Consider the following 23926-nt stretch of genomic DNA (forward strand, 5'->3'; position numbering starts at 1 on the left):
CGCCGATGATGCGAGCCACCCGCACCCCACGTCGTTACCAGCGGCTCTCCGACACGTGGTCGAAGAGTGACCGTCGCGGCATGGGGCACGTGCTCGCCCGAACCCTTGGGATGATCGGCTAGACCATGGCGGATACCTCGAACCAGTCGGGTGGCGGCAACCAGGGCGGCGGCGGAGGCGGCGGCTTCTCGATGCCGTCCCTGAGCCTGGAGAGCTTCTCCAAGCGGGGCGACATCCTGCTGGCCGGCGGCGTGATCGCCATCCTGTCGGTGCTGATCCTGCCGATGCCGACCTGGCTGCTGGATTTCAGCCTGGCGATCAGCCTCGTCTTCTCCGTGCTGATCCTGATGACGGTCATGTTCATCGAGAAGCCGCTGCAGTTCAGCTCCTTCCCGACGATCCTGCTGATCGCCACCATGCTGCGGCTGTCGCTGAACCTGGCCTCCACTCGCCTCATCCTTGGAGAGGGGCATACCGGACCCGACGCGGCCGGTCAGGTCATCGAGGCCTTCGGCAATTTCATGATGTCCGGCAACCCGGTGATCGGCGTGATCGTGTTCGCCATCCTGGTGCTGGTGAACTTCATCGTCATCACCAAGGGCTCCGGGCGTATCGCCGAAGTGTCGGCGCGCTTCAGCCTGGACGCCATGCCCGGCAAGCAGATGGCGATCGACGCCGACCTGTCGAGCGGCCTGATCAACGAGGACCAGGCCCGCGCCCGGCGCGAGGAGCTGACCTCGGAGAGCAGCTTCTACGGCTCCATGGACGGTGCGTCGAAATTCGTGCGCGGCGACGCCATCGCCGGCCTGCTGATCACGTTCATCAACGTGCTCGGCGGCATGATCATCGGCATGGCGCAGAACGACCTGTCCTTCGCCGACGCGGCCAACACCTACACCGTCCTGACCGTCGGCGACGGGCTGGTCAGCCAGATCCCGGCCCTGATCGTGTCGACCGCCGCCGGTATGCTGGTCACCAAGGCCGGCACCGAGGGCTCGGCCGACAAGGCGGTGTTCGGACAGCTCGGCGGCTATCCCAAGGCGCTGTGGATGAGCGCCGGGCTGATGGTCATCATGTCGACCCTGCCCGGTATTCCGATGTTCCCGTTCCTGCTGATCGCCGCGGCGACGGGCGGGACGGCCTACTACCTGTGGCGCCAGACCCAGGACGCCGCCGACAAGGAGCAGGCGGCGGCCGATGTGGAAGCCTCCGCCCCGCCGGCGGAGGAGCCGATCAGCTCCGCCCTGCATATCGACCTGATCCGCCTCGAGCTCGGCTACGGCCTGCTGCCGCTGATCAACGAGGCGACGGAAGGCCAGCGGCTGACCGACCAGATCAAGGCGCTGCGACGGCAGCTGGCGGTAGAGAGCGGGTTCATCATGCCGCAGGTCCGCATCCAGGATAACCTGCAGCTCGGCGCCAACGCCTATGTGATCCGGATCAAGGAGATCGAGGTCGGGACCGGCGAGCTGCGCCCGAACCGGCTGCTGGTCATGGATCCGAGCGGCGGCCAGATCGACCTGCCCGGCACCGCCACGCGGGAGCCGACCTTCGGCCTTCCGGCCATGTGGGTGGCGCCGGAGAACCGGGAGGAGGCCCTGTTCAAGGGCTATACCGTGGTCGACCCGTCGACGGTCATCACCACCCACCTGACCGAGACCATCCGCGACCACATGTCGGAGCTGCTCTCCTACGGCGAGACCCAGAAGCTGCTCGACGAGCTGGCGCCGGAGCACCAGAAGCTGGTGGCCGACATCATTCCGGGGCAGATCTCGCTCGGCGGCCTACAACGGGTGCTGCAAAGCCTTTTGAACGAGCGCGTGTCGATCCGCGACCTGCCGACGATCCTGGAAGGCGTGGGCGAGGCCGCCGGCTACAGCCGCAACGTCTCCACCATCACCGAGCACGTGCGCTCGCGCCTGGCCCGGCAGATCAGCGAATCCCAGGCGGGCGAGGACGGGGTGATCCCGCTGGTCTCCCTGTCGCCCGAGTGGGAGCAGGCCTTCGCGGAATCCATGGTCGGACAGGGCGACGAGCGTCAGCTCTCCATGGCGCCCAGCCGCCTGCAGCAGTTCATCACCACGATCCGCCACCAGTTCGACAAGTACACCGCGATGGGAGAACAGCCGGCGCTTTTGACATCGCCGGCGATCCGGCCGTATGTCCGCTCGATCGTCGAGCGGTTCCGACCGCAGACCGTGATAATATCGCAGAACGAAATTCACCCGAAGGCGAAGATCCGGACCCTGGGACAGATCTGAAATCGCCCGACTGCGTAGCAAGACCGAGAGCCGCGGCATAAGCGGACGAACCAAGGAATAAGCGGGGCCAAGACTAACGCATGCGTCTGAAAACCTTCACCGCAGCCTCGATGAACGAGGCCATGCAGCTCGTCAAAACCCATCTAGGACCGGACGCGATCATCGTGTCGACCCAGAAGGGCGAAGGCGGGATCGGCGTGCGCCTGACCGCGGCCATCGAGGCGCCGGAGGAGGAGGATGCCTGGGATTACGACGAAGATCAGGTCGATCCGATCGACGAGATCGTCGAGGCGCTGACCCATCACAACGTCAATGCCGAGCTGTCGGAGAAGTTGACCCGCATCGCAGGCTCGCTCGACGCCGACGACGCCAAGCTGGCCCTGGCCGGTGCTCTGGACCAGCATTTCAAGTTCCAGCCCCTGCCCGTCGCCGGGACCCGGCCCATCGTCCTGGTCGGCCTGCCGGGGGCCGGCAAGACGGTGACCACCGCGAAGCTCGCGACCCGCCAGATCATGCGGAAGAAGCCGGTCAACGTGATCACCACCGACATGGTGCGGGCCGGCGGCTACGACCAGTTGGAGGCCTTCACCCGGCTGCTGAAGATCGATCTGCTGACCGCGGGGACCTGCGACGAGTTGAGCGATGCCGTCGCCGCCGCAGCACCGGGTACCCTGACCCTGGTGGATTGTGCCGGCGGAAATCCGTTCGACCGGGAAGATTTGGAGCATCAGCGCCGTCTAGTTGAGGGGCTGGACGCGGAAATGGTTCTGGTGATGGCCGCGGGTACCGACCCGCTGGACGCCATCGACCAGGCCCGCGCCTATGCCCGCATCGGAGCTCGACGGCTGATCGCAACCAGACTCGACATCGCCCGGCGCCTGGGCTCGGTCCTCGCGGCGGCCGATGCCGGACGTCTTGCCTTCGCCGAGGTCGGCATCGGTTCCGGGGTCGCCGACGGGTTGGGACCGCTCAATCCGGTCTCGTTGGCGCGACTCTTGCTTCCCAACGAGCACTCGGCTCACGAGGAAGCGGCAGAATGACTGTTAGGAAAGGACCTGTAATGGTTCCCAGTGACGCCCCCGCCGCAACGGGTGGCAAGCTTCAGAAGGCGGCGAACCTGATCGCGGTGGCGTCCGGAAAGGGCGGCGTCGGGAAAACCTGGTTCTCGGTCACGCTGTGTCACGCCATGGCGCGCATGGGGCGCAAGGTCCTGCTGTTCGATGCCGATCTGGGCCTCGCCAACGTCGATATCCAGCTCGGGCTGATGCCGCAGCGCGACCTGGGCGGCGTGCTGTCCGGCCGCCTCACCCTGGCGCAATCCAAGGTGCGCTACGACGACGGCAAGTTCGACATCATCGCCGGCCGCTCCGGCTCCGGAAATCTGGCCCAGCTTCCCTCCGCTAAGCTCGCGAGCCTCGGCACCGAGCTGGTGCAGCTGTGCACCGGCTACGACACCGTCGTGATGGATCTCGGCGCCGGCCTCGACCGCACGGTCCGGATGCTGGCCGCCCGGGCCGGCACCTGTCTGGTCGTCACCACGCCGGAGCCGACCTCTCTGACCGACGCCTATGCCTTCGTGAAGGTCGCCATCGGCGCCGACAGCACCGCCGATGTACGGCTCGTCGTGAACACCGCAGAGACCCGCGGCGAGGGCCTGAAGACCTACGAGACCCTGCGCAAGGCCTGTCAGAACTTCCTGCACGTGACGCCGCCCCTGGCCGGGGTGATCCGCCGTGACCGCAAGGTGTCCGATGCGATCCGCGCCCAGACGCCGCTGCTCACCCGCGCCCCGACCTCCGATGCCGGGAGCGACGTGGAGCGCATCGCCGACGGCCTGATCCACGGCAACGACAACGATTGATCCCGCAGCCATGAGCCCGGTGTCATGACCGACGGGGCATCCGCGCCCCCTCCCCTCCCGCCGGGCTCCGGCTCGACACCGGCGCCGACAAGTACGCCCGCCCAAAGCTCGTCCACACAAGGCCCGTCCACCCAGACTCCCTCTTCCCAGGGACAACCGGCCGCCGGCCAGTCGCCAAACAGCCAGGCCGCCCCAGCCCAGGGCCAGACGACCGCCCAGCAGCCGGCGAGCAGCAGCGCCCAGTCCCAGCAACCCCTTCCGCCGGATCTCGCCCGCGCTCAGCCCGGCACGGTGATCGAGGCCGAGGCGGTTGCCCGCAACGCCGACGGAAGCGTCACCCTGCGCACCGCCCAGGGCGACATCCGCGCCGACCTTGCGCGATCGCAGGTGGCGGAGCTGCTGAAGACCGGAACCCGCGTGACCGTTGAGCTTCGCAACCCCGGCGCGGCGCCGCCGCAACTGGTGGTCACCATCCGGCCGGGCGGCGTCACCCAGCCCGCCGTGAGCACCGGCGCCAGCACGCCTGCGCCGACGGTACCCCTGGCGATCGGCCGCATCCTCCAGGCGGTGACCGTGCCTGGCCCCTCGACCGCCCCCGTCATCCCAGGCGGGGCGCCTGCCGCTGGCGCGGTTCCCGTCGGATCGCCGATTCCGGCGCCGCCGCCTGCCGCTCCCGCTGCCCAGGGGGCTACGCCGCTCCCCGGACAGAGCGCGCCGCCGGCGCCCGGACAGCCGTCCCCGCAGATCCCCGGCCAGGCCGCCACGCCCCGAGGGGCTCCCCTGCCGGCCGGCCAGCCGGCTCTGCCGACAGCGCCGGCGCCGAACGCGCTCGCGGTCCAGTCCGCCTATCGCAACGCCCTCGGCCTGACCGGCCGGGCCGATCAGGCGCCGCCCGTCCCCACGACGCAGACCGCCCCCGCCGGTGCGCCGGCGGGAGCCGCCTCGGGTGGGGGACTGGCAGCGGCCTCCGCTCCCGGCGCCGCCGGCGGGTCTCAGCTCCCGGTCGGGGCCGTGGTGACGGTGCGGGTTCTCGCCACCGGCGAGGAGGCCGCCCGGTTTCTCGGCGCCCGCTCCGATACGCCCACTGCCAAGGGCGGCGGCCCGTCGACCGTGCTGAGCGGCACGGTGTCGGGCGTGACCCAATCCGGCCGGCCGGTGGTCGCCACCCCGTTCGGCCATCTGGCGATCAACGCCACCAGCGACCTCAGGATCGGCGACCGGGTCGCGCTGGACGTCCTTGCGAGCCGGGTCGGCGAGATGCCCACCGCCGAACGCCCGGCACCGCTCTCGGTTCTCGCCCGCGAATGGCCCGCCCTGGAAGGCGCCATGCGGGTGCTGCAGGAGGCGCTCGGCCCGCAGGCCGCGGCGCAAATCACCCAGGCCATGGTCCGCCCCTCACCGCAGATGTCCGCCGCCATGCTGTTCTTCATGAACGCGCTGAAGGTCGGCGACATGCGGTCCTGGTTCGGCAACGACGCGGCCCGTGCTCTGGAGAGCGCCGGTCGCGGCGGGCTGCTCTCGACCCTGGCGGAGGATTTCCAGACGCTGCAGCGGGCGATCGAGCCCGGCGACAACGGCTGGCGCGCCTTTCTCATCCCGGTTCTGGGCGAGGAGAAGCGGCCGATCCGTGTGCTGACTCGCGGCCGTGGCCAGGGCAAGCGGGACAAGGACGGCAATCCGGCGGATGACGGCACCGCCTTCCTGGTAGATCTGGAACTCTCGCAACTCGGTCCGTTCCGCCTGGACGGGCTGGTGCGCAACGACCTGGTCGACCTGTGGATCCGCACGACGAAACCGTTGCCCGGCCTGGTACGCCATGACATCAAGGCGCTGTTCGACGGAACCCTGGACCGCACCGGCATCCAGGGCCGCCTCGCCTTCAAGGCGACCCCCGTCCTGCCGCCACTGCCTGTCGCCGAGCTCCAGGCCGGTGCCGCGGGCGATACGGAGTCGCTGTTCGCCTGACCGACCCATGACGAAGGAGCCTCCATGGGCCTGCCCACCGCCATTCTGTTCGATCTGGACGACACCCTGATCTCCGCCCATCTGCACCCGCGCAAGGCCTGGACCAAGGCGCTGCAGACGGTGGGCGGACTGCCGGGAGATCCGACGGCGGAAGAGGCCGCGGTGGCGATCCACACATCGGCCAAATGGTACTGGTCGGATGCCGAGCGTCACCGGATCGGGCGGCTGGACATCCTGACCGCCCGCAAGACGATCCTGACCCGAGCGTTCACGGAAATCGGCTGGGCCCAGGACGACGACTTCATCGACCGGCTCGGCCGGCATTTCACCGAGCAGCGCACCAACGACACCAAGCTGTTTCCGGACGCGGTCGAGACCCTGGACGGCCTGGCCCAGCGCGGGGTGCGCCTGGGATTGATCACCAACGGCAATGCCATCGAACAGCGCGCCAAGGTCGACCGCTTCGAACTGGCCCGGCACTTCCACCATATTCAGATCGAGGGGGAGGTCGGCTTCGGCAAGCCCGAGGAACAGGCCTATGCCCATGCGCTGGACAAGCTGGGCACCTCGGTGGAGGAGACCTGGATCATCGGCGACAACCTGGACTGGGAGGTCGTCGTCCCCCAGCGCCTCGGCTTCTACGCGATCTGGCGGGATCCCATCGGCAAGGGCCTGCCCGAGGGCAGCGAGGCGAAGCCGGACCGCATCGTCACGCGTCTGGCCGAGCTGCTGGACCCCTGAGCCCGGAGCCGAAAACGCAAACGGGGGCGCCGAAGCGCCCCCGTCGATCTTGAGCCGGTCGATCCGCGCCGATCAGGCGGCGGCGGCCTTTTCCTGAACCGCCTTCAGGATGGTCTGCGGCGAGCTCTCGCCATACGGATCGGTGTCGCACAGGTCGGAGTGACCCGGCTCCTCGAACCACATCTCGACGACGCCGTCGTTGACCACCGCGCCGTAGCGCCAGGAGCGCATGCCGAAGCCCAGATTGTCCTTGGCGACCAGCATGCCCATCTTGCGGGTGAACTCGCCGGAGCCGTCGGGGATCAGGCCGACCTTCTCGACGCCCTGGGACTTGCCCCAGGCGTTCATGACGAAGGCGTCGTTGACCGACAGGCAGTAGATCGCGTCGATGCCGGCGGCCTTGAAGTCGTCGTACAGCTTCTCGAAATCCGGAAGCTGGTAGGTCGAGCAGGTCGGGGTGAAGGCGCCCGGCAGCGAGAACAGGACGACGCGCTTGCCCTTGAAGTAGTCGTCGCTCGTCACGTCCTGCCAGCGATACGGATTCGGGCCCTCGATGGACTCGTCACGCACGCGGGTCCGGAACGTCACGGACGGAACCTTACGGCCGATCATATATCCCTCCATTGGATCGTCAGCTGGGCAGGTAATGCGGCCCATTACCAGATTGGAACGTGTCTAACGTGGATGATTACCTCAGTCGAGAGCGGAAATGTCGCACTGCAAAAAATTGAACACCCACCTGTAAAATAACGTCAAGCCAGTGATTTCATCGAACTAGGAAGCGCGCGCTGTCGGCTGCCGCCACGTCGATGTGGCGCTGCAGCACGGTGGTGGCCGTCTCGATGTCCTGCACCGCGGCGGCGGCGACCATGGCGCGGTGGTCGGCCTGGGACATCCGGTCCCGCCCCATCATCGCCAGGTGAAACCGAAGGTAGCGGTCATGTTCCGTCAGCAGCCGCTCGATCAGCCGCAGGAGCTTGGGACTTCCCGCTCGGGCATAGAGCGAGAGATGGAAACGCCGGTTCAGTTCGCCCAGACGGCCGTGGTCCGGTTCGCGGTCCATATCGGCGATCAGATCCTCGGCGCGGTCGAGATCCTCGCGGGTCAGATGCGGAATCGATTGCGCGAAAGCCACCGGCTCCAACGCCCGGCGGATGAGATAGGTGTCCGCCTGGTCCTGGGCCGAAATCTCGGACACCACCGCCCCCTTGTGCGGCGTGAACTCCAGCAGCGCCTGCGCCTCGAGCTGACGCAGCGCTTCGCGTACGGGCATCCGGCTGACATCGAACGCGGCGGCCAGCGCTTCCTGGCGCAGCGGCGTCCCCGGCGGAATCCGGCCGTCCAGGATCGCCTCGCGCAGCACCCGCTGAACGAATTCGGAGGCGGTGCGCGGCCGGTCGGCCTCCCGGGACGCCAGAGTGGTGAAGTCGAACCCGTCGTCGGAATTCATCAAGACTTATCCACTTGTTGATTGGATCCAATCTTAAGCCTACCCTCTCCCGGATCGAAGTCAAATCCCGTGCCCTACCTGTTCCGGGGATGCCGCATGTCAGACGCCCGCACCGATCCGCCCCACGCCTCCGCCGCCGTGCCGATCTCGGCCGGTCTGCTCACCGCCATCGTCGGCTTCGCCAGTTCCTTCGCGGTCGTGCTGGCCGGGTTGCAGGCCGTGGGCGCCACACCGGATCAGGCGGCGTCCGGACTGATCGCGCTGTCGGCCGGCCAGGGTCTGCTCATGATCGTGCTGGCCTGGCGCAGCAGACTGCCGCTCAGCTTCGCCTGGTCGACGCCCGGTGCCGCCCTGTTGGTATCCACGGGCATGCCACAGGGCGGCTTTTCGGAAGCGGTCGGCGCCTTCCTGGTGGCAGCGGCGCTGATCGTGATCGCCGGGTTGTGGCGCCGGTTCGGGCGCGCCGTGGAGGCGATCCCGGCCAGTCTCGCCAGCGCCATGCTGGCCGGTGTGCTGCTGAACCTGTGCCTGGCGCCGATCGAAGCGATACGGGAATTTCCCTGGCAGACGGCGGCGATCATCGTCGTGTGGGCAGTCACCCTGCGGTTCGCCAGGCTCTATGCCGTGTTGGCGGCGGTGGTCGTTGCGGCCATCGTGATCCCGCTTTCCACCCCGTTGCCGGAGGGGGTCTTCGATACTGCCTGGCCCGTGCCGGAGCTGGTGCTGCCTGCCTTCAGCCTGGACTCGATCATCGGCATTTCCCTGCCCCTGTTCCTGGTCACCATGGCCTCGCAGAACATTCCCGGCCTCGCCGTGCTGAACGCCAACGGATACCGGCCCGCCGCCTCGCCGCTGTTCGTCACGACCGGTGCGGCCAGCATGGTCACCGCCTTCTTCGGCGGGCACATGCTGAATCTCGCAGCCATCACCGCGGCCCTGTGCGCGGGTCCAGATGCGCATCCCGATCCCAGGAAGCGGTACATCGCCTCGCTGACGGCCGGCGGCTCCTACATCGTCATTGCCCTGCTGGCCGGCATCGCCGCGGCCTTCGCCACGGCATCGCCGCCGCTGCTGATCCAGACCGTGGCCGGCCTCGCCCTGCTGGCCAGTCTCGCCGGCGCGGCCGCGTCCGCCCTGTCGAAGCCGGACGAGCATGTGCCTGCCATCGTCACCTTCGTGACCACAGCCTCGGGCCTGTCGATCCTGGGCATCGGTGCGGCGTTCTGGGGGCTGCTCGCCGGCGGCGCGATGCTGGCGCTGCTCAAGCTGGGCCGCACCGGCTGAAGCAGCACGCCGAGCGCAAGCGGCGGGTCAGCCCGCCGGCTTCTCCTGACGGCAGGTGAAGGTCGCGTCGAACCGGGACTGCAGGTAGGGCCCGGCCAGAACCGGCGCGAATTTCGGCGCCTCGCCCGGGATCTCGCAGCTCGGCAGACAGGCGATCTCCGCCTCCCAGTTCGGGTCGAAGAAGAACGGCATCGAATACCGCTCCTTGCCCGAGACATTGATCACACGGTGGGGTGTGGCCTGGAACCGGCCATTGGTCCAGCGCGCCATCTGGTCGCCCAGGTTGACGACGAAGGCCCCCGGCACCGGCGGGGCGGCGATCCACTCGCCCGCGGTATTGCAGACCTGCAGCCCGCCGTTGGGATCCTGCGCCAGGATGGTCAGGCAGCCGTAATCGGTATGGGCGCCGCAGCCGATGGTCCGCGCCTCCACATGTCCGGTCTGCGGCGGATAGTGCAGCAGCCGGAGCTGGGCCAGCGGCCGGTCGATCTTGTCGGCGAAGAAATCCGGCTCCAGGTCGAGGGCGATGGCGAAGCCGCGCATGAGCCGCTCGCCGAGCCGGCAGAGCGCGTTGAAATACCCGTCGGCGGCTGCCCGGAAGGACGGATCGCCCTGCGGCCACTGGTTGGCGCCGTGCAGCGGCAGACCGGCCAGCACCTCCGGGTCGTCGGCGCCCAGATCGCGGCCGAGATCGAACCCCTCCTTCAGATCCGCCGTCATCGCCGGATCGGTATTCTCCTCGAACAGCGGGAAATAGCCGCGATGCACCGGCCATTTGCCGATATGCACCGCCATCTTCTCCTCCAAGGGCCGGTCGAAGAAGGCCCGCGCCTCGGCGAACATGCCGTCGATCATGGCCTGGGGAATGCCGTGGCCCTTCACGTAGAGGAAGCCCACCCGTTCCGCCGCGTCGCGCAGCTTGGCCGCCACGCCGGCCTCGTCGCTGCCATCCACCAGGGCGGCGATATCGATGACGGGGATGCTGTCGAACGCGACCTCCCGCCCCTTGAGATCCTCGGAAACCTGAACTTCCGCCAACGCACCCGCACCCATGGCACACCTCCGGTCGACGACGCCGACCGTCAGTACACACCCGTCATGCGCGCAGCGCCAGCCGCAAACCGCAGGTCAGGATCCAGTGGCGATACGGTGCGCGATGCGGACAACGTCCACCGCGTCCACCAGGCGGGCGACGTAGTGGTCGCGGGGCGAGAACGCGGCCGGTCCCTCGCCGCGGAAATTTTTCTCGATCGTGTCCAGCATGCGGTTGAGCCGGCGGCGGTGCATGCCGAAAGAGCGCTGGAGCGGATCGGCCAGGACGCCCGCGAAGGCGGCGACAATGGCACCCACCGCCGCGAGCGAGGCGATCGTCGTGCCGACCATCATCGAACTCGCCGCCGCCGGAAAGGCGCCGTACCACGCACCGCCCAGGGTCGCCCCCAGGGGGAAGCTGGTAATCGCCATATGCTGCGCCAGCATGCCGGCCAGCACCGGCCCGAGGGTCCACACACTCGGCGTGAGCTGATGGGCAGCGGCATAGCCGATCCCGGTGGACACCATCGCGCCCACCAGGTCGGAGGCGGCGGCGCGGGTGCCGGTATAGGCGGCCAGCGTCTCCTCCACCCGGCGGCGCACGTCGGGGTCCTGCGCATGGCGGGCGATCTCGGCCAGCGGCTCGCCCAGCGCGTGATGCAGCCGCGGATCGGCGAACATGGCCTCGGCGAGGGCATCGCGGGTCGAGATCCGGTCGCCGTCGGTATAGGGCAGCTCCAGGAACTCGGTCCAGAGCCGCCACTCGATCTCGCGGTCCACCGAGGTGCGCATCAGCAGACGCCGGGTCTTCATCCAGTGACCGGCCCGGCGCGCGCCGAACCGCTCCGCCACCATGCCCGAGACATTGATCGCGAGCTGCGGCGGCACCAGCGCGACGTTCACCGGCGCGCGCAGCAGATCGAGGCCGAACGCATTGCGATGCAGCCGGGCCGACCCCTTCCAGCCGTAATGGAGGTCGATGAACTCCTTCGCCCGCGCGCGGCGGCTGTCGATATAGCGCGTGATCGCGTCGTCGACGACGGAGCGCGCCGTCGATGGGTCGAACGGCAAACCGCCAATTTCAGTGGAAGTCATCGGCAAATCTTGCATGAGGGATAGATGGCAATTCCTGCGCGCAGGTCAATGAGAGCCGCGCAATCCCCGGCAATCGCCCTGTAATTTCTTAAAATGCGAACAAAATCAGACAATTGCAATTTTTCAATCTTGGCGTAAGCTTTGCATAGGACGTCCGCGGGAACCGCGGAGTGGGGAATGGTAAGCAAGAGCGAGATATTCGAGGTCCATCTTCAGCGGGAAGGCCAGTGGCGCATCGACTCGAGCGCGCACAGCCAGTCCGAAGCCGAAGAACTTGCCAAGAAGGTTCTGAACCGACAGGGGGTGACCGGGGTTCGGGTCATCAAGGAGACCACGCGCGGAGAAACCGCCCGCGAGCAGGTCGTCTTCGAAAAGCTCAAGAGTTCCGGAAGCAGCGACAAGATCCTGATCGGTGAGGTCGACGCCGCGCCGCTGTGCGAGAACGCAGACGCCCTGTTCGGCACCGACGGCCGGCAGATCCTCAACCGCCTGTTCCGCAGCTATCTCGACAAGAACGGCGTCACCGCCAGCGAGGTGATGCACGAGTTCCGCGAGCTGCGGCGCCTGATGGACGCCGACACGCTGATCATGTCCGGCGTGGGCAAGGTCGCCGCACTTCAAGCCAAGGCCTATCCCGGGACGGGCGACGTCACCGCCCGGCGCGATGCCTTGTTCGGGTTCCTGAACGAGCTGTCCGACCGGGCACGGGAGGCCGCCGCCAAGACCCTGCCGACCATCGCCAAGGACGGGTTCGAGGCGACCGTCGAGAAGATCGCCGCCCAGTCCGGCGATGCGGATTGCAGCTATTTCGTCCGCCTCGCCATCGCCCGAGAGCTGGTCCAGCAACGCTCCTATTTCGCCAAGCTCAGCCAGACCGTGACGTGGGTTGCCCCCTGCGAGATCCCGATCGGGCGCCAGGCGGCCGACATCTACATCTCCGACACCCTGTGCAACAGCCAGACCCTGCAGGATCTGCTGGGTACCCGCGAAAACCTCGCCGCTGCCCTGGGCGCGCTCATCGAACTGGCCCACGGGTCCTTCGATGCCCACGCCGAGGGCAAGCCGGACGACGCGCCGGAAGCCACCACGGGCCGGCTGACCGGCCTGTTCGCGTCGGGCGCCCTGCCAGAGAGCCGGGTCGTGCTGGTCGACCGCATCCGCCGTCAGGTCGAGGGCAAGCTGCCGCTCTCCCACGAGGGCGGATCGGACGAAGACGAGGCGCTGAAGGGGCTGATCGACAACCTGATGCCGGAGGACGTGCTTCTGGGCGGCGGTCCGATGGCGGAAGCGCTGACCCATCGCCAGTCGCGCATCATCAATCGGGGCGGCGTCAACGGCCTGCGGGAGGCAACCGGCCGCCTGCTGCCGACTTTCGGCGATCCGGTCCGCAAGGCCGCCTATCTGATCGCCCTCTCGGAAAGCACGCTGGCCGAGACCATCAGGGACGAGATCGACATGCAGCTCGACGGGCTGTTCGTGCGTCCGGACTCGGTCAAGCAGATCGTGCGGGACAACCGACCGCCCAACAAGAAGATGCAGACCGTGACCGCGGTCTTCCGTAAGTTCCAGGACTCCTCGCTGGACGCGACGCTGAAGGCGCGGATCGTCAACCGGCTCGACGAGCTGTTGGCGCGTTACATCACCGAGGACAAGATTCTCGACAAGGTCGACGACCCGAACCGGCCGCTGCATGTGCGGGCCTTCATGCTGCTGTCCATGTGCAGCCCCGACATGCTGCCGGAGGGTCAGGCCTCGAAACTCGCCCGCTCGATTGTGGTGAAGCACCTGCGGCGCAAGGATTTCGAGAACGAGCTGGTGGCGCAGGTACCGGGCCCGGAGAAGGAGCGCGTCTTGCGCGACTTCCACGTTCAGCTCTATCGCTGCGGCTTCATGCAGTAGGGACGTCCGCCTGTAGGAACTTCCCTGGGACTCACGGGTCGAACGGGTACTTGCGCAGCCACTCACGCAGCTGTTTCTCGCCGATCAGGCAGTCGTAGCCCTGGGCCCGTTGCAGGAGCGGGCGGGGCGGCAGCAGGCCGGCGATCTCGAGCACCAGTTTGCGGCGGATGGCCCGGCCGAAATCGGCGAACCCGTCGGCCGCCAGGACGAAGGCTGCCTGGCCGGTGATGACGCATTCCTCGAAATAGATGTCGAGGTCCTCCAGGACCGGAAAGCCGAGCGGGCCCGGATCGTAGTTGAGGATCACCAGCCCGTTGATCCCCACGCCCCGTTCCGCCGCCCGGCCGCGGGCCGTCAGGATCGGCATGCCGTGGTTGTTCGGCCCGTCTCCGGAAATGTCGATGATGCGCCGGGCACCGTCATAGCCGTTGGTCTCGAACATCGGCAGCACGTGCTCGATCACCCCGCTGATGGAGGTCCGGCGACCGGGATAGGGCCACCGGCCCTGCAGAGTCTCCACGAAGGCGGCGGCCGCGGCGGGACCGTCGATCACCCGCCAGTCGACCACCGTCCGCGCCGTGCCCAACCCGGCCCATTCCACATAGGCGAGCGCGATCCGGCCCAGCGGCCCCGAGGTGATGGCGGCAATGACCTCCTCGCTCGACAGGGCGGAGACGTAACCCTCGCGCTGGAGCATGGCTTCGGAGGTGTCGATGGAGCCGGAGACGTCCACCGCCAGCACCAGTTCCAGATCCACCGCCTCCTGCGCCTTCGCCTGAGCGCCGGCACACAGCATCGCGAGAAGGAGCAGGATGCGGGTCATGCGGTCTATTGCACGGGAAGCCGCGGTCCCTGTCCAGCGTTCACCTGTTCCGGCGGAGGATGCCCGTGGAGCTCTAGTCGGACCCTAGTCCGCGAGCGCCGCCAGTTCCTCCACCGTCACCGGCTTTGCGGGCGGGCGGACGTGGTAGTAGCCGACGTCTGCCGGCGCCATCGCCTTGGCCGTCGCCAGCACCTCCGTCACCGTATGCCCGCACATCCGGCCCTGGCACGGCCCCATGCCGGCGCGGGTATAGGCCTTGAGCTGGTTCGGCCCCTGGGCGTGGGAGGCCACCTTGCGCAGATCCGCTGCCCGCACTTCCTCGCAGCGGCAGACGACGGTCTCGCCCGCCACCCGGCCGATCCAGTCCGGCGGCGGGAACATGGCGTCGAGGAACCGCCGCAGCCAGCGCTGGCCCGTGAGCCGGTCGAGGTCCGGGGCCACCCGCAGGTCCCGTTCCGCCTCGGCGATCCGGCCGAGTGCCAGGGCCACCGTCGCCGCGGCAACGCGTCCGGAGGCTTCCGCCGCGTCGGCGCCCAGGATGCCGCCGCCGTCGCCGGCCACGTAGACGCCCGCCGCCGAACTCGACCCATAGGCGTCGAGCACCGGCCGGAAGCATCGTTGGCGCGGATCCCACGCATGGTCTGCCTCGACCAGCCGCGGAAGCTGCGGATTGGGGATCACCCCTTCGTGCAGCGCCAGGGTATCGGCTGCGATCTCGCGGGCGATACCGCCGGCGTCGGTGAAGCGGACCACCCGCAGCGCGCCCTCGCCGTCCGCCCGAAGGCCGGTCACGCCATGCCAGACCTGGCGGGCGGCCCGGCCGTAGGCGGCGCGCAACCGGCGGCCCTTGAGCATGGTGCGGCGCGCGCCGACCATCGCCAGCGGCAGCCAGGGCATCGCCCGGTTCAACCCACCCGGCGGAGTCGTATCGAGGATCGCCTCGATCGGCACGCCCGCCGCCGCATACTGGGTAGCGAGCAGCATCAGCAGCGGCCCGCTGCCGGCCAGGACGACGCGGCCGGTCGGATAGATGCCGGACTGTTTCAGTACAGTCTGCAGCGCACCGACCGTGGTCACGCCGGGGAGGGTCCAGCCGGGGATCGGCACCGGACGCTCCATCGCGCCGGTGGCGAGCAGCACCGCCCGGGCGTGGACCTTCTGCGCCCGACCGGCTTCCGACCAGACCACTTGGCGCCCCTCGGCTTTCGTCATCGGCCCGATATGCCAGACCGTCGCCCCCTGGCGCCGCTCGACCGCCGAGGCGGCTCGCGCCAGGGTCCGGCCATGGGCATAGTCGCGGCCGAGATAGGAGAGGTCGGCCGTCCGCTGTTCGGTCACCCGCTCCACGTTGCGGTAGATCTGGCCGCCGGCCGTCGGCTGCTCGTCCAGGATCAGGGCATCGAGACCGAGCGCATGGGCGGTCGCGGCCGCACTCAGCCCGGCGGGCCCGGCGCCGATGATGACCAGGTCGCGCATCACCCCTCCCCCCGCTCGGTGGTGACGACCATGCCGTTACGCACCGGCACGAGGCAGGCCTGGCGGTCGGCGACGCCGTCGATCTCGACCAGGCATTCGAAGCACACGCCCATCTGGCAGTACGGCGCCCGCGGCTCGCCCGTCACGGCGGCGCGGCGGATCGCCCGCCGGCCCGACGCCAGCAGGGCGGAGGCCACGGTATCCCCGTCGCGGGCGGCGATCCGGTCGCCGTCGACGGTCAGCGTGATCGTGGCGGCCTTGGTCGGGCCGGGAAGTCGGGCAAAGCTCATCGGGCGGCCTCGGGGGCCTCGCCGGTGGCGACCAGCGCGCCGAGGCCGATCAGGATCGCCCCCGACACCCTGTCCATCCAGCGGGCGAACCAGGGATTGGCGGACAGCTTGCGGGCCACACCGCCCAACGCGAAGGCGATCAGGACATCCGAGGGAATGGCGGTGAAGACGACGATCAGGCCCAGGATAAGGCTCTGCAGCGTCACCGAGCCGGCGGCCGGATCGACGAACTGCGGCAGCAGGGCGAGGAAGAAAAGTGCCGTCTTGGGGTTCAACACCTCCACCATGATGCTCTCGCGGTAGATCTTCCCCATGGATTTCGCCGGCACCCGCCCCACCGGCACGACGAAGCCGCCGGACTCCCTGAAATGCTGGATGCCGAGCCAGACGAGATAGGCCGCCCCGGCCCATTTCAGCACCGTGAATGCCTCCGCCGAAGCCAGCACGATCGCCGAGACGCCGAGGGTCGCCGCCGCCACATGGGCGAAGGAGCCGGTGAACAGGCCGGCCGCCGCCACCACGCCGGCACGCGGGCCCTGACTGACGCTGCGGGCCATGATGTAGAGGTTGGACGGCCCCGGCGACAGGTTCAGCAGCACGGCCGCCACGGTGAAGACGACCAAGGTGTCGAGCGACGGCATCTCCGGCTCCTCAGGTGGCGAAACGGCGAAAATGGAAGGGGTCGAACCGCTCGGAGAACGACCCGTCGAGGATCGTCGGCGCCAGTTCCAGCGCATGGGCGCCGGCCAGGGTCACGCCGCTGTGGCAGGTCACGACGAAAGCACCAGGGCAGGTCTCGCTCTCCGCATAGATCGGGAAGCCGTCGGGCGACATGATCCGCAAAGCCGACCAGGTCCGCACGATCCGGGCCTTGCCCAGCGCCGGCACGAGGCGGCGGGCGCGGTCGGCCAGCCGGGCCGAGGTGGCGATGTCCAGGTCGGTGCTGTACCCCACCCGCGCGTGGCTGGCGCCGATCATCACCGAGCCCTCCTCGGTCTGGCGCAGCCGGCCGATCGGGTGGCTGAAGAGCTTGGGCATCCGCTGGGTGACCAGGATCTGCCCCCGGTCCGGCGCGGTCGGCACGTCGAGCCCGACCATCGGGGCGAGCCGCCCGTTGCCCAGGCCGGCCGCCAGCACGACCTTGTCGGCATTGACGGTGCCGCGCGCCGTCTCCAGGGCGAAGCCCTCGCCGGAGGGGCTGATCCGCTCGACCTTGTGATCCAGGCGGTGGTCGACCTTGTGCCGCGCCAGCCCCGCATGCAGGCCGCGCAGCAGGTAGAGCGGGCTGACATGGCCGTCATGGGGACAGAAGCTCGCGCCGGCGATATCCGGGCTCAGCGCCGGCTCCAGGTCGCGGGCCTCTGCGGCGGAGATCATCCGCACGTCGTTGGCGCCGACGCCCGGCTGGTTGTGCATCCGCTTCAGCGAAAGCTCGGCCTCGGCGTATTCCTCCTCATCCAGGCAGGCCTCGATGCCGCCGGGCTGGCGCAGGCCGACATCCACCCCTTCCTCGGCGGCGATGGCGGCGGCGAGATCCGGCCAGACCTCGGCGCTGCGACGGGACCAGGCCGCATATTCGTGCATCCCGTCGCCCTTGCCCTGGACCCAGACCAGGCCGAAATTGCCCCGGCTTGCCCGGAAGGCGTCGTCGCCCTCGTCCAGCACGGTGACCTTGGCGCCGGCGCGGGCCAGACCCCAGGCGACGGCGGAGCCGACCAGCCCGCCGCCGATGACGGCGACGTCGCTCATCGGCGCGACCTCACAGCCCCGCCTCCACCGCGTCCTGCTGCTTCTTGGCGAAGCCGACGACGATCTCCCCATCGGCCATCTCGAAGATCGGCCGTTTGATCAGGGCTGGGTTCGCCTGCATCAGGGCGATGGCGCTGTCGTCGTCCTCGGCCGCCGCCTGAACTTCCGGCGGCAGGCCGCGCCAGGTGGTCCCGCGCTTGTTGATCAGCGTCTCCCGGCCGACCGCGGCGAGCCATTCGGTAATCCGATCGGCGGTCAGCCCGTCGGCCCGCACGTCCTTGAACGCGAAGGTCGCCCCCTTGCCCTCGAGCCAGGTGCGGGCCTTCTTGCAGGTATCGCAGTTCTTCAGTCCCCAGACGGTGATCAAAGCCCACTCCCCCAGTCGTCGATCATCAGCAGCATGGCGTCCAGGCACTTCCCGGCGAGGTGCTTGCAGCGGTCCGGCGACCAGCCGACCTCCGGCATCGGGTTGTTCGCGGTATCCTTGAACGGCATCTCCAGCGTCATCGCCGGGCAGCGGAAGGTATGCGCGATATGGCCGGTGGAGGTAGTCAAGTTGCCCTTGCCCGGCGGCGCCTTGGGGTAGCCGTGCTCGGTCTGGAAATCGGGGGTCAGGCGCGCGAGTTCGGTGCGGAACCGGTTCAGCGGCGCCAGATGGGCCTCGGTCACGTCGGGCACGCCCTCGTAGCCGGCGATGAAGTTGTACGGCAGCCCCTCGTCCCCGTGCACGTCGAGGCACATCTGGACGCCGGTCTCCTGCATCTTGCGGACGACGTGATAGACCTCGGGGCTCTTCTCCAGGCTCGGCTCGCGCCATTCCCGGTTCAGGTTGGTGCCGGCGGCGTTGACGCGCAGGTTGCCGCGATAGACACCGTCCGGGTTCATGTTCGGCACCAGATGGATGGTGGCCTTGGACAGCAGGGCGCGGGCGACCGGGTCCTGGGCGTCGCAGAGCTTCTCCACCACACCCTCGACGAACCAGCCGGCCATGCTCTCGCCCGGATGCTGGCGGGCGATGATCCAGAGCGGCTTGGGACCCGACCCGAAGGTCAGCAGGTCCATGTCCCGGCCGTCCAGCGTCGATCCCAGCCGCTCGGCCCGCGCCGCACCGCTGGCCTGGGCGAAGGCGACCAGGTCGGCGTGCTGCTCCAGGGTGTAGGGAGCGAGATAGGCGAACCAGGCGAAATCGGTCTCCGGCGTGTGCGAGATGATCAGCTTGCCGCCGTCATACCGGGTCTCGGTGCGCCACCAGTTCGCCCGGTCCTCCGACACCACGGCCCGATAATCCTCCCATCCCTTGGGATAGCTGGACCCGCCGGCATTCTCGATGGTCATGGTCAGCGGAACGCCCCTGGCGCCGGAGACGCGGAAGTAGAACCACTGGAAGAAGTCCGAATTCCCGTCCTTGCGGATGGTCAGGCGGATGTCGCTGGGATCGGTCGCGTCGACAACTTCGATGTTGCCACCGTCGAACTGGCTCGAAATATGGATCACGGTCTCTCCTGGGGCGGGGTGGCATCAGAACGTAGTCGCCGCCCGGAAGATTGAAAAGACCGTCTCGGCGCCCCGCATCGGAACGGCAATCGTGCCGAAGCCGACCGATCACGCCGGTATCCGGCTCTCCTGTGCCATCCTGCTGCGGCCGCGCGGTCCGAGCCGGACGGAGGAGCCGGAGCGGAGCAGCCCCTCGGCGACGGCCTTGCCGAAACTGTCCGACGACACCAGGCCCTGGGCGAAGGGGTGCCGCCGCAACAGCAGCGGCAGGGACACGCAGTAGATCTGCCCGGAGAGCCCGGGCTTCAGATTCAGCCTGAAATCGCCGTCGGACCGACTGCGCGGGCTCTGGCGATACGGGTCGCCGTCTTCCACCGCCTCGGCAAGGCTGGCGAAACCGAGGTCGTGCAGGGTCATGGCCTGCTGGCCGCGCGCGTCGATCAGGGTCTCGAAACGCTCTTCCTTGCCCAACCCTTCAAGACAGAACGCTCCGTCCCGGCGCACCAGCCGTCCCCGGTCGCCCAGCGCCACCACCGCGAGCACACCCGAGCGGCGCAGCGCCAGCAGCTTGGCGATGGACGCATGCGGCACGCAGCCGTAGGCGTCGGCGAAAACCGGCTTCAGCGTCTCGTGGAACCGGCGCAGATCCTTGTCGGTGAGGTAGGGCAGGACCAGCGAGAACATCTCGTGGGCGCGCATCAGGGTGTAGCGCCACATCACCGTCCGGCGGGCCCGATGGTTGCGCCGCGCCTCGGCCAGGTTGGCCTGGGTGGCGACGAACAGGTCGCTGCGCTCCCGCCGGGCGAAATAGGCGCGGTGCAGACCCTCCGGCGTGAACCGTGTCAGGCCCAGCTCGGCGAAGAAGGCGGGGTCGTCCTGCAGAAGCTGCGCCCGGAACAGCCGCATGGCGCGCGACAGCAGACCGGTCTTGCCCGCCGCCACCAGCTTCTCGATCGCCGCCTCGCTGAAGATGTCCAGCGGCTCCTCTGGGATGGGGTAGTAAAAATCCGCCTCCGGCAGCAGCCCCTTGCGCGACGTCAGGACGATGCGCAGCGGGCGGTCGGAGAGCGGGGCGTAGGTCATCCGGCTTCCGCTGTCCTCGAACCGCCCATAGCGCGCAGCGAGCGTGAGGGCGGCGTCGATGCCGCTCAGGGACGAGCCGATGATGGCGGCCGACCGCACCTCTCCGAGCGCCAGTTTCTTCAACGGATAGGGCGAGCGGTAGAGATAGGGTGCTTCCTGGGTCGCCTTCTGCCGATGGCCGGTGGCAACCACCACCGCGTCGGCCCGCCACCGGCTGCCGCCCTGAGGCGACTGCGAGACGATCCGGAAACCGGTCTTCAGCGGGACGATATCGGCCACCCGGTGTTCCGTCAGGACGGAGACACCGTGGCCCGCCCATTCGGCCCGGCGGCACAGCGCCTCGAACTCGTCGGCGAAGTAGTCGCCCAGCACGACACGGGGATAGAAACCACGCTCGGCGATATCGGCGCGCGCAATCCGCAGGGTGTCGAGACGGCTGTCGGACAGGGAGTCCAGCCAGTCCACCAGCGTCCGGGTCAGGGGTGGGATCTCGATCGACGCTATATTGGCCAGAACCTGGGGCGTGTTGAACCGCCGGCTGTAGGGCATGCCCGGCCCCGCGCGGCGCCCGGATTCGAAGATCCGGATCTCGAGCCGTTCAGCGGACCCGATCAGATATTTCAGGGTATACGCGGCCGTGGGGCCCGACCCGATGATGGCGATCTTTCTGGACACGGAAGCTCCGGCGAGAACGCGCCGACGAACCCTCGACGCCGACGGATAACGCCGGGCGCGACGGAGCGTTCCCGGCCTCCCGATGTGTCACTGCCGCCAGAGTCGCCTTACTCGGCGGCCGTGCCGACCTTGGGGTCGAAGGCGAAGTAGCGGTTCCGCAGCGCGGTCTGGTTCTCGTAGATCGAGCCTTCCCGCTTCGCCTTGGGAAAGGGCAGCCGCACCGGGCAGTCGACCACCCGAGGCGTGAGGGTCGAGGTGCCGGCGATCATCCGGCTCTCGTTCTCCTCCCAGCCCGCCGGCACGCCGCGCAGGTCCCAGGCATCGGCGGCGGCGATCTGGTACAGCAGCAGTTGCCGGTCGCGGCCCGACGTGTTCTGGGCAGAACCGTGCACCGTCCGCACATGGTGGAAGGTGCAGGCACCGGCCTTGCCGGTCAGCGCCACCGCCTTGGAGAAGTCGAGATCGCAGGCGCCCGGGTCCATCGCCCCAGCGAAATGGCCGTCCACATGATGGTCGTAGGTCGGGCCCTTGTGGCTGCCCGGCATGACCATCAGCGGTCCGTTCTCTTCGGAAGTGTCGTCCAGCAGCACGCCGACCGCCAGAACGTCGTCGTTGGTATGCGGATAGAATGCCCAGTCCTGGTGCCACTCCACCGGCGAGCCGTACTCGGCCGCCTTGATGTTGATCTTGCCGCCATGCAGCCGCAGGTCGGGCGAGACGATCTTGGACAGGATCGAGATCAGGTTCGGATGCTCGACCATGTCGCGGAACACCGGATCGGCCTCGAACGGCTTCTTGATCCGCCGGACCCGCGGCCGCTCGGGCGTGTGGCCCGGTTCCAGGTCGTAGATGCTGTCGTGGTCGGTCAGGCCGCGCGCCTTGTCGATCAGGCCGGCCAGCGCGTCGCGCATCGCCTTGACCTCTTCGGGGGCGTAGACGTTCTCGACCACCAGGTAGCCGTTCTCGCGATAGAACGCGGCATCCGCCTCGCTGATCATTTCATTTCCTCCGCTAAGGTCGGCTCTTCGGCCGCTGCCTAGATTTCACCCTGCGGGGCATGGGCCGTCCAGACCCGAAGTTCTGAGCCGAGAAACGGGCGGTCGGTGGCGGAGACCGCCGTATGGCCGAGAGTCCACCGGGTGACCGGGGCGGCGCGCTCCACCCCCTGGGCCGACGCGCCGCGCAGGGAGGACCAGGGCGAGGCCTCGTCCCATCGCCAGAGCAGCCCGCCCGGCCCCATCGCCCCGTGCAGGGCGATCTGAATGTGGAAGGCCCCTCCCAGCGCCAGCGACGGACCGTACCAGGTATGGGGGCTGCGACCCGGCGCGGAGCCCAGCACCACGAGCAGCCGCTGGTCCGGTCCCGCGAGACCGATCCAGAGCGGCGGCACGGCATCGTCGTCCGAACTGCCTTCCACCAGGGTCTGCGCCGCCGTGGCCTCGGGTGCCGTTCGGCCCATGATCCGCCACGCCCGCACCGAGGCATCCAGCGGTCCGGCGGCGACCCGGGTCTCGCCCACCGCGCCGGCCGCCATCTGCGGCCAGTCGGCGGCCGGGGGCAGGACCGGCGGCCAGGCCAGCGCCTCGCGCACCGACCCAGCGTCGTCGACCACCCGGAACCGCAAGCCCTCCGCGTCCAGGGCCGCCTGTACGGCGTGGAGGTACTCCACCCCTTCCGGCATGCGGTGGGCGGTGCCGGCCCCGGCAGTGGTGACCTGAAGCACGCCGGCATGGACCTGAACGTCGAAGGCCAGGATGTGGCTGCACAGATAGGCGAGCACGCCGTGGCGCACGAGGATGGCCCAGAACGTGTCCGCATGGGGCGGGCCGATCTCGCGCTGGAAGGGTCCCTCGAAACCGTTGACCGGAAAGACCGGGTGATGGCCGACCACGAGCTTGTGGCGGGCGTCGGCATGGGCGGCCAGGGTGGCGTCCAGCCAGTCGGTCTCCACATGCCCCTCCCCGCCCAGGGCGCCGGAGAGCGTGTGCACGAACACCATCAGCAGGTCGCCGCGCCGGATGAAATACGACAGGCCCTCCTGCCCCGGCGGCCCGTTGCGCGGCAGATGCCCCATGACCTCGGCGAAGACGCGCTCGCTCATGGGGTCGTAGGTCGTGTGGTTCGCGGTGTTGTGGAACATCGGGATGCGGTCCCGGTCGAGCCAGGCCATCTCCACCTCGAACCAGTGCCGCCATTGCGCCCGCAGGGCGGCCTCGTCCCGGGTCAGGCCGATGATCTCGTCGCCGGGAAAGACGATGAACTCGGGGGCGGGCGAGAAGCGCCGCACCACCGAATTCACTCGGGCGAAGGTCGCCTCGTGCCGACCTCCGGGTTCGCCGGCGCAGGCATCCCCGTAGATGACGAAGCGATGCCCCGGACCGCGCGGTTCAAGGGCGGGTATCGGGTCCGCCGGACCGCCGGTCATCGTGAGGGACGGTCGTCGTCCTCGTCGTCATCCGCTTCGCGCGCCAGACGCCGTTCGACCGTCTCCCGGGCGACGGTCTCCGCCTTGATCCGTCGCTGCCGCTTCCAGAGTTCGATCACGTACATCAGGAAGCCGAAGATCACCCCCGCGAAAAGGTCCTGGGTGATCAGCTCCTCGCTCAGCGGGCGGGGCGGCTGGAAGACGCCGTTGAGCTGCATCACCAGCAGCAGGCCGGCGAAGACGATGCCGTTGGCGATCCCTCGGACCACGGGCCTTTGCCAGAAGGTCGGGGGCGGAATGTCGTTGTTCTGTGCGTCGCTCAT

General features: G+C 68.6%; 22 protein-coding genes. 7 read left to right on the top strand and 15 right to left on the bottom strand.

Going from position 1 to position 23926, the window contains the following annotated elements; translation table 11 throughout:
* Positions 1–125: 125 nt before the first annotated feature.
* The 5 genes from flhA (at position 126) to T8K17_RS23560 (ending at position 6828) form a co-directional block, all read left to right on the top strand.
* Positions 126–2261 (top strand): flagellar biosynthesis protein FlhA, encoded by a 2136-nt coding sequence (gene flhA / locus T8K17_RS23540; protein WP_416153154.1) that lies wholly within the window; start codon positions 126–128, stop codon positions 2259–2261.
* 80 nt (positions 2262–2341) lie between these two features.
* Positions 2342–3301, top strand: coding sequence for a hypothetical protein (locus T8K17_RS23545; RefSeq protein WP_322332157.1), 960 nt, complete (start codon positions 2342–2344; stop codon positions 3299–3301).
* A gap of 20 nt (positions 3302–3321) precedes the next feature.
* Complete coding sequence (locus T8K17_RS23550) at positions 3322–4122, top strand: MinD/ParA family protein (protein ID WP_322332158.1); 801 nt, start codon at positions 3322–3324, stop codon at positions 4120–4122.
* Between the two features lie 24 nt (positions 4123–4146).
* Positions 4147–6087: a hypothetical protein gene (locus T8K17_RS23555; RefSeq protein ID WP_322332159.1), complete on the top strand. Its 1941-nt coding sequence runs from the start codon at positions 4147–4149 to the stop codon at positions 6085–6087.
* A 24-nt stretch (positions 6088–6111) separates the two neighbouring features.
* Positions 6112–6828, top strand: a complete 717-nt coding sequence (locus T8K17_RS23560; RefSeq protein WP_322332160.1) for an HAD family hydrolase — start codon at positions 6112–6114, stop codon at positions 6826–6828.
* A gap of 72 nt (positions 6829–6900) precedes the next feature.
* Here T8K17_RS23560 and T8K17_RS23565 read toward each other — a convergent pair whose 3' ends face one another.
* Together T8K17_RS23565 and T8K17_RS23570 are read right to left on the bottom strand one after the other, a co-directional pair.
* A complete protein-coding gene (locus T8K17_RS23565) occupies positions 6901–7440 on the bottom strand; it encodes a peroxiredoxin (RefSeq protein WP_322332161.1) in 540 nt (179 codons plus the stop codon).
* Between the two features lie 154 nt (positions 7441–7594).
* Entirely contained in the window at positions 7595–8278 is a 684-nt protein-coding gene (locus tag T8K17_RS23570; RefSeq protein WP_322332162.1) for a GntR family transcriptional regulator, read from the bottom strand.
* Positions 8279–8374: 96 nt separating this feature from the next.
* Here T8K17_RS23570 and T8K17_RS23575 point away from each other — a divergent pair, with 96 nt between their 5' ends.
* On the top strand, positions 8375–9562 hold the full coding sequence (locus tag T8K17_RS23575; RefSeq protein ID WP_322332163.1) for a benzoate/H(+) symporter BenE family transporter: 1188 nt from the start codon (positions 8375–8377) through the stop codon (positions 9560–9562).
* A gap of 27 nt (positions 9563–9589) precedes the next feature.
* Here T8K17_RS23575 and T8K17_RS23580 read toward each other — a convergent pair whose 3' ends face one another.
* Together T8K17_RS23580 and T8K17_RS23585 are read right to left on the bottom strand one after the other, a co-directional pair.
* Positions 9590–10615 (bottom strand): isopenicillin N synthase family dioxygenase, encoded by a 1026-nt coding sequence (locus T8K17_RS23580; protein ID WP_322332164.1) that lies wholly within the window; start codon positions 10613–10615, stop codon positions 9590–9592.
* A gap of 75 nt (positions 10616–10690) precedes the next feature.
* The gene (locus tag T8K17_RS23585) at positions 10691–11689 is read right to left on the bottom strand and encodes a DUF6635 family protein (RefSeq protein WP_322332165.1); all 999 of its coding nucleotides are present in this window, start codon (positions 11687–11689) and stop codon (positions 10691–10693) included.
* 177 nt (positions 11690–11866) lie between these two features.
* On the opposite strand from T8K17_RS23585, the gene T8K17_RS23590 reads away from it, so the two are divergent.
* Positions 11867–13588 (top strand): hypothetical protein, encoded by a 1722-nt coding sequence (locus T8K17_RS23590; RefSeq protein ID WP_322332166.1) that lies wholly within the window; start codon positions 11867–11869, stop codon positions 13586–13588.
* A gap of 31 nt (positions 13589–13619) precedes the next feature.
* On the opposite strand, the gene T8K17_RS23595 is transcribed toward T8K17_RS23590, so the two are convergent.
* The 11 genes from T8K17_RS23595 to T8K17_RS23645 all read right to left on the bottom strand — a co-directional run bounded on the left by T8K17_RS23595 (position 13620) and on the right by T8K17_RS23645 (position 23926).
* On the bottom strand, positions 13620–14411 hold the full coding sequence (locus T8K17_RS23595) for a DUF1194 domain-containing protein (RefSeq protein ID WP_322332167.1): 792 nt from the start codon (positions 14409–14411) through the stop codon (positions 13620–13622).
* 84 nt (positions 14412–14495) lie between these two features.
* Positions 14496–15887 (bottom strand): FAD/NAD(P)-binding oxidoreductase, encoded by a 1392-nt coding sequence (locus tag T8K17_RS23600; protein WP_322332168.1) that lies wholly within the window; start codon positions 15885–15887, stop codon positions 14496–14498.
* Positions 15887–16177 (bottom strand): (2Fe-2S)-binding protein, encoded by a 291-nt coding sequence (locus T8K17_RS23605; RefSeq protein ID WP_322332169.1) that lies wholly within the window; start codon positions 16175–16177, stop codon positions 15887–15889. The genes T8K17_RS23600 and T8K17_RS23605 overlap by 1 nt, the downstream gene beginning before the upstream one ends.
* Entirely contained in the window at positions 16174–16818 is a 645-nt protein-coding gene (locus T8K17_RS23610; protein WP_322332170.1) for a LysE family translocator, read from the bottom strand. Before T8K17_RS23610 ends, T8K17_RS23605 begins: the two co-directional genes overlap by 4 nt.
* A gap of 10 nt (positions 16819–16828) precedes the next feature.
* The gene (locus T8K17_RS23615; RefSeq protein WP_322332171.1) at positions 16829–17926 is read right to left on the bottom strand and encodes an FAD-dependent oxidoreductase; all 1098 of its coding nucleotides are present in this window, start codon (positions 17924–17926) and stop codon (positions 16829–16831) included.
* A gap of 10 nt (positions 17927–17936) precedes the next feature.
* Positions 17937–18293 carry a Spx/MgsR family RNA polymerase-binding regulatory protein gene (locus T8K17_RS23620; protein ID WP_322332172.1) on the bottom strand — a complete coding sequence of 119 codons (357 nt, stop codon included), beginning with the start codon at positions 18291–18293 and terminating at the stop codon, positions 17937–17939.
* A complete protein-coding gene (locus tag T8K17_RS23625) occupies positions 18290–19420 on the bottom strand; it encodes a M14-type cytosolic carboxypeptidase (protein WP_322332173.1) in 1131 nt (376 codons plus the stop codon). Before T8K17_RS23625 ends, T8K17_RS23620 begins: the two co-directional genes overlap by 4 nt.
* A gap of 108 nt (positions 19421–19528) precedes the next feature.
* The gene (locus T8K17_RS23630; RefSeq protein WP_322332174.1) at positions 19529–21178 is read right to left on the bottom strand and encodes an FAD/NAD(P)-binding protein; all 1650 of its coding nucleotides are present in this window, start codon (positions 21176–21178) and stop codon (positions 19529–19531) included.
* A 107-nt stretch (positions 21179–21285) separates the two neighbouring features.
* Entirely contained in the window at positions 21286–22176 is an 891-nt protein-coding gene (locus tag T8K17_RS23635; RefSeq protein ID WP_322332175.1) for a phytanoyl-CoA dioxygenase family protein, read from the bottom strand.
* Between the two features lie 38 nt (positions 22177–22214).
* Entirely contained in the window at positions 22215–23603 is a 1389-nt protein-coding gene (locus tag T8K17_RS23640) for a hypothetical protein (protein WP_322332176.1), read from the bottom strand.
* Positions 23600–23926: a hypothetical protein gene (locus T8K17_RS23645; protein WP_322332177.1), complete on the bottom strand. Its 327-nt coding sequence runs from the start codon at positions 23924–23926 to the stop codon at positions 23600–23602. The genes T8K17_RS23640 and T8K17_RS23645 overlap by 4 nt, the downstream gene beginning before the upstream one ends.

The sequence above is a fragment of the Thalassobaculum sp. OXR-137 genome (genome assembly GCF_034377285.1).
Taxonomy (GTDB): Bacteria; Pseudomonadota; Alphaproteobacteria; order Thalassobaculales; family Thalassobaculaceae; genus Thalassobaculum.

Coding starts and splice junctions, on each gene's coding strand:
- T8K17_RS23590 (WP_322332166.1), top strand. CDS start 11,867: ATGGTAAGCAAGAGCGAGATATTCGAGGTCCATCTTCAGCGGGAAGGC.
- flhA (WP_416153154.1), top strand. CDS start 126: ATGGCGGATACCTCGAACCAGTCGGGTGGCGGCAACCAGGGCGGCGGC.
- T8K17_RS23605 (WP_322332169.1), bottom strand. CDS start 16,177: ATGAGCTTTGCCCGACTTCCCGGCCCGACCAAGGCCGCCACGATCACG.
- T8K17_RS23560 (WP_322332160.1), top strand. CDS start 6,112: ATGGGCCTGCCCACCGCCATTCTGTTCGATCTGGACGACACCCTGATC.
- T8K17_RS23585 (WP_322332165.1), bottom strand. CDS start 11,689: ATGACTTCCACTGAAATTGGCGGTTTGCCGTTCGACCCATCGACGGCG.
- T8K17_RS23595 (WP_322332167.1), bottom strand. CDS start 14,411: ATGACCCGCATCCTGCTCCTTCTCGCGATGCTGTGTGCCGGCGCTCAG.
- T8K17_RS23545 (WP_322332157.1), top strand. CDS start 2,342: ATGCGTCTGAAAACCTTCACCGCAGCCTCGATGAACGAGGCCATGCAG.
- T8K17_RS23640 (WP_322332176.1), bottom strand. CDS start 23,603: ATGACCGGCGGTCCGGCGGACCCGATACCCGCCCTTGAACCGCGCGGT.
- T8K17_RS23610 (WP_322332170.1), bottom strand. CDS start 16,818: ATGCCGTCGCTCGACACCTTGGTCGTCTTCACCGTGGCGGCCGTGCTG.
- T8K17_RS23550 (WP_322332158.1), top strand. CDS start 3,322: ATGGTTCCCAGTGACGCCCCCGCCGCAACGGGTGGCAAGCTTCAGAAG.
- T8K17_RS23575 (WP_322332163.1), top strand. CDS start 8,375: ATGTCAGACGCCCGCACCGATCCGCCCCACGCCTCCGCCGCCGTGCCG.
- T8K17_RS23615 (WP_322332171.1), bottom strand. CDS start 17,926: ATGAGCGACGTCGCCGTCATCGGCGGCGGGCTGGTCGGCTCCGCCGTC.
- T8K17_RS23635 (WP_322332175.1), bottom strand. CDS start 22,176: ATGATCAGCGAGGCGGATGCCGCGTTCTATCGCGAGAACGGCTACCTG.
- T8K17_RS23645 (WP_322332177.1), bottom strand. CDS start 23,926: ATGAGCGACGCACAGAACAACGACATTCCGCCCCCGACCTTCTGGCAA.
- T8K17_RS23565 (WP_322332161.1), bottom strand. CDS start 7,440: ATGATCGGCCGTAAGGTTCCGTCCGTGACGTTCCGGACCCGCGTGCGT.
- T8K17_RS23555 (WP_322332159.1), top strand. CDS start 4,147: ATGACCGACGGGGCATCCGCGCCCCCTCCCCTCCCGCCGGGCTCCGGC.
- T8K17_RS23570 (WP_322332162.1), bottom strand. CDS start 8,278: ATGAATTCCGACGACGGGTTCGACTTCACCACTCTGGCGTCCCGGGAG.
- T8K17_RS23580 (WP_322332164.1), bottom strand. CDS start 10,615: ATGGGTGCGGGTGCGTTGGCGGAAGTTCAGGTTTCCGAGGATCTCAAG.
- T8K17_RS23600 (WP_322332168.1), bottom strand. CDS start 15,887: ATGCGCGACCTGGTCATCATCGGCGCCGGGCCCGCCGGGCTGAGTGCG.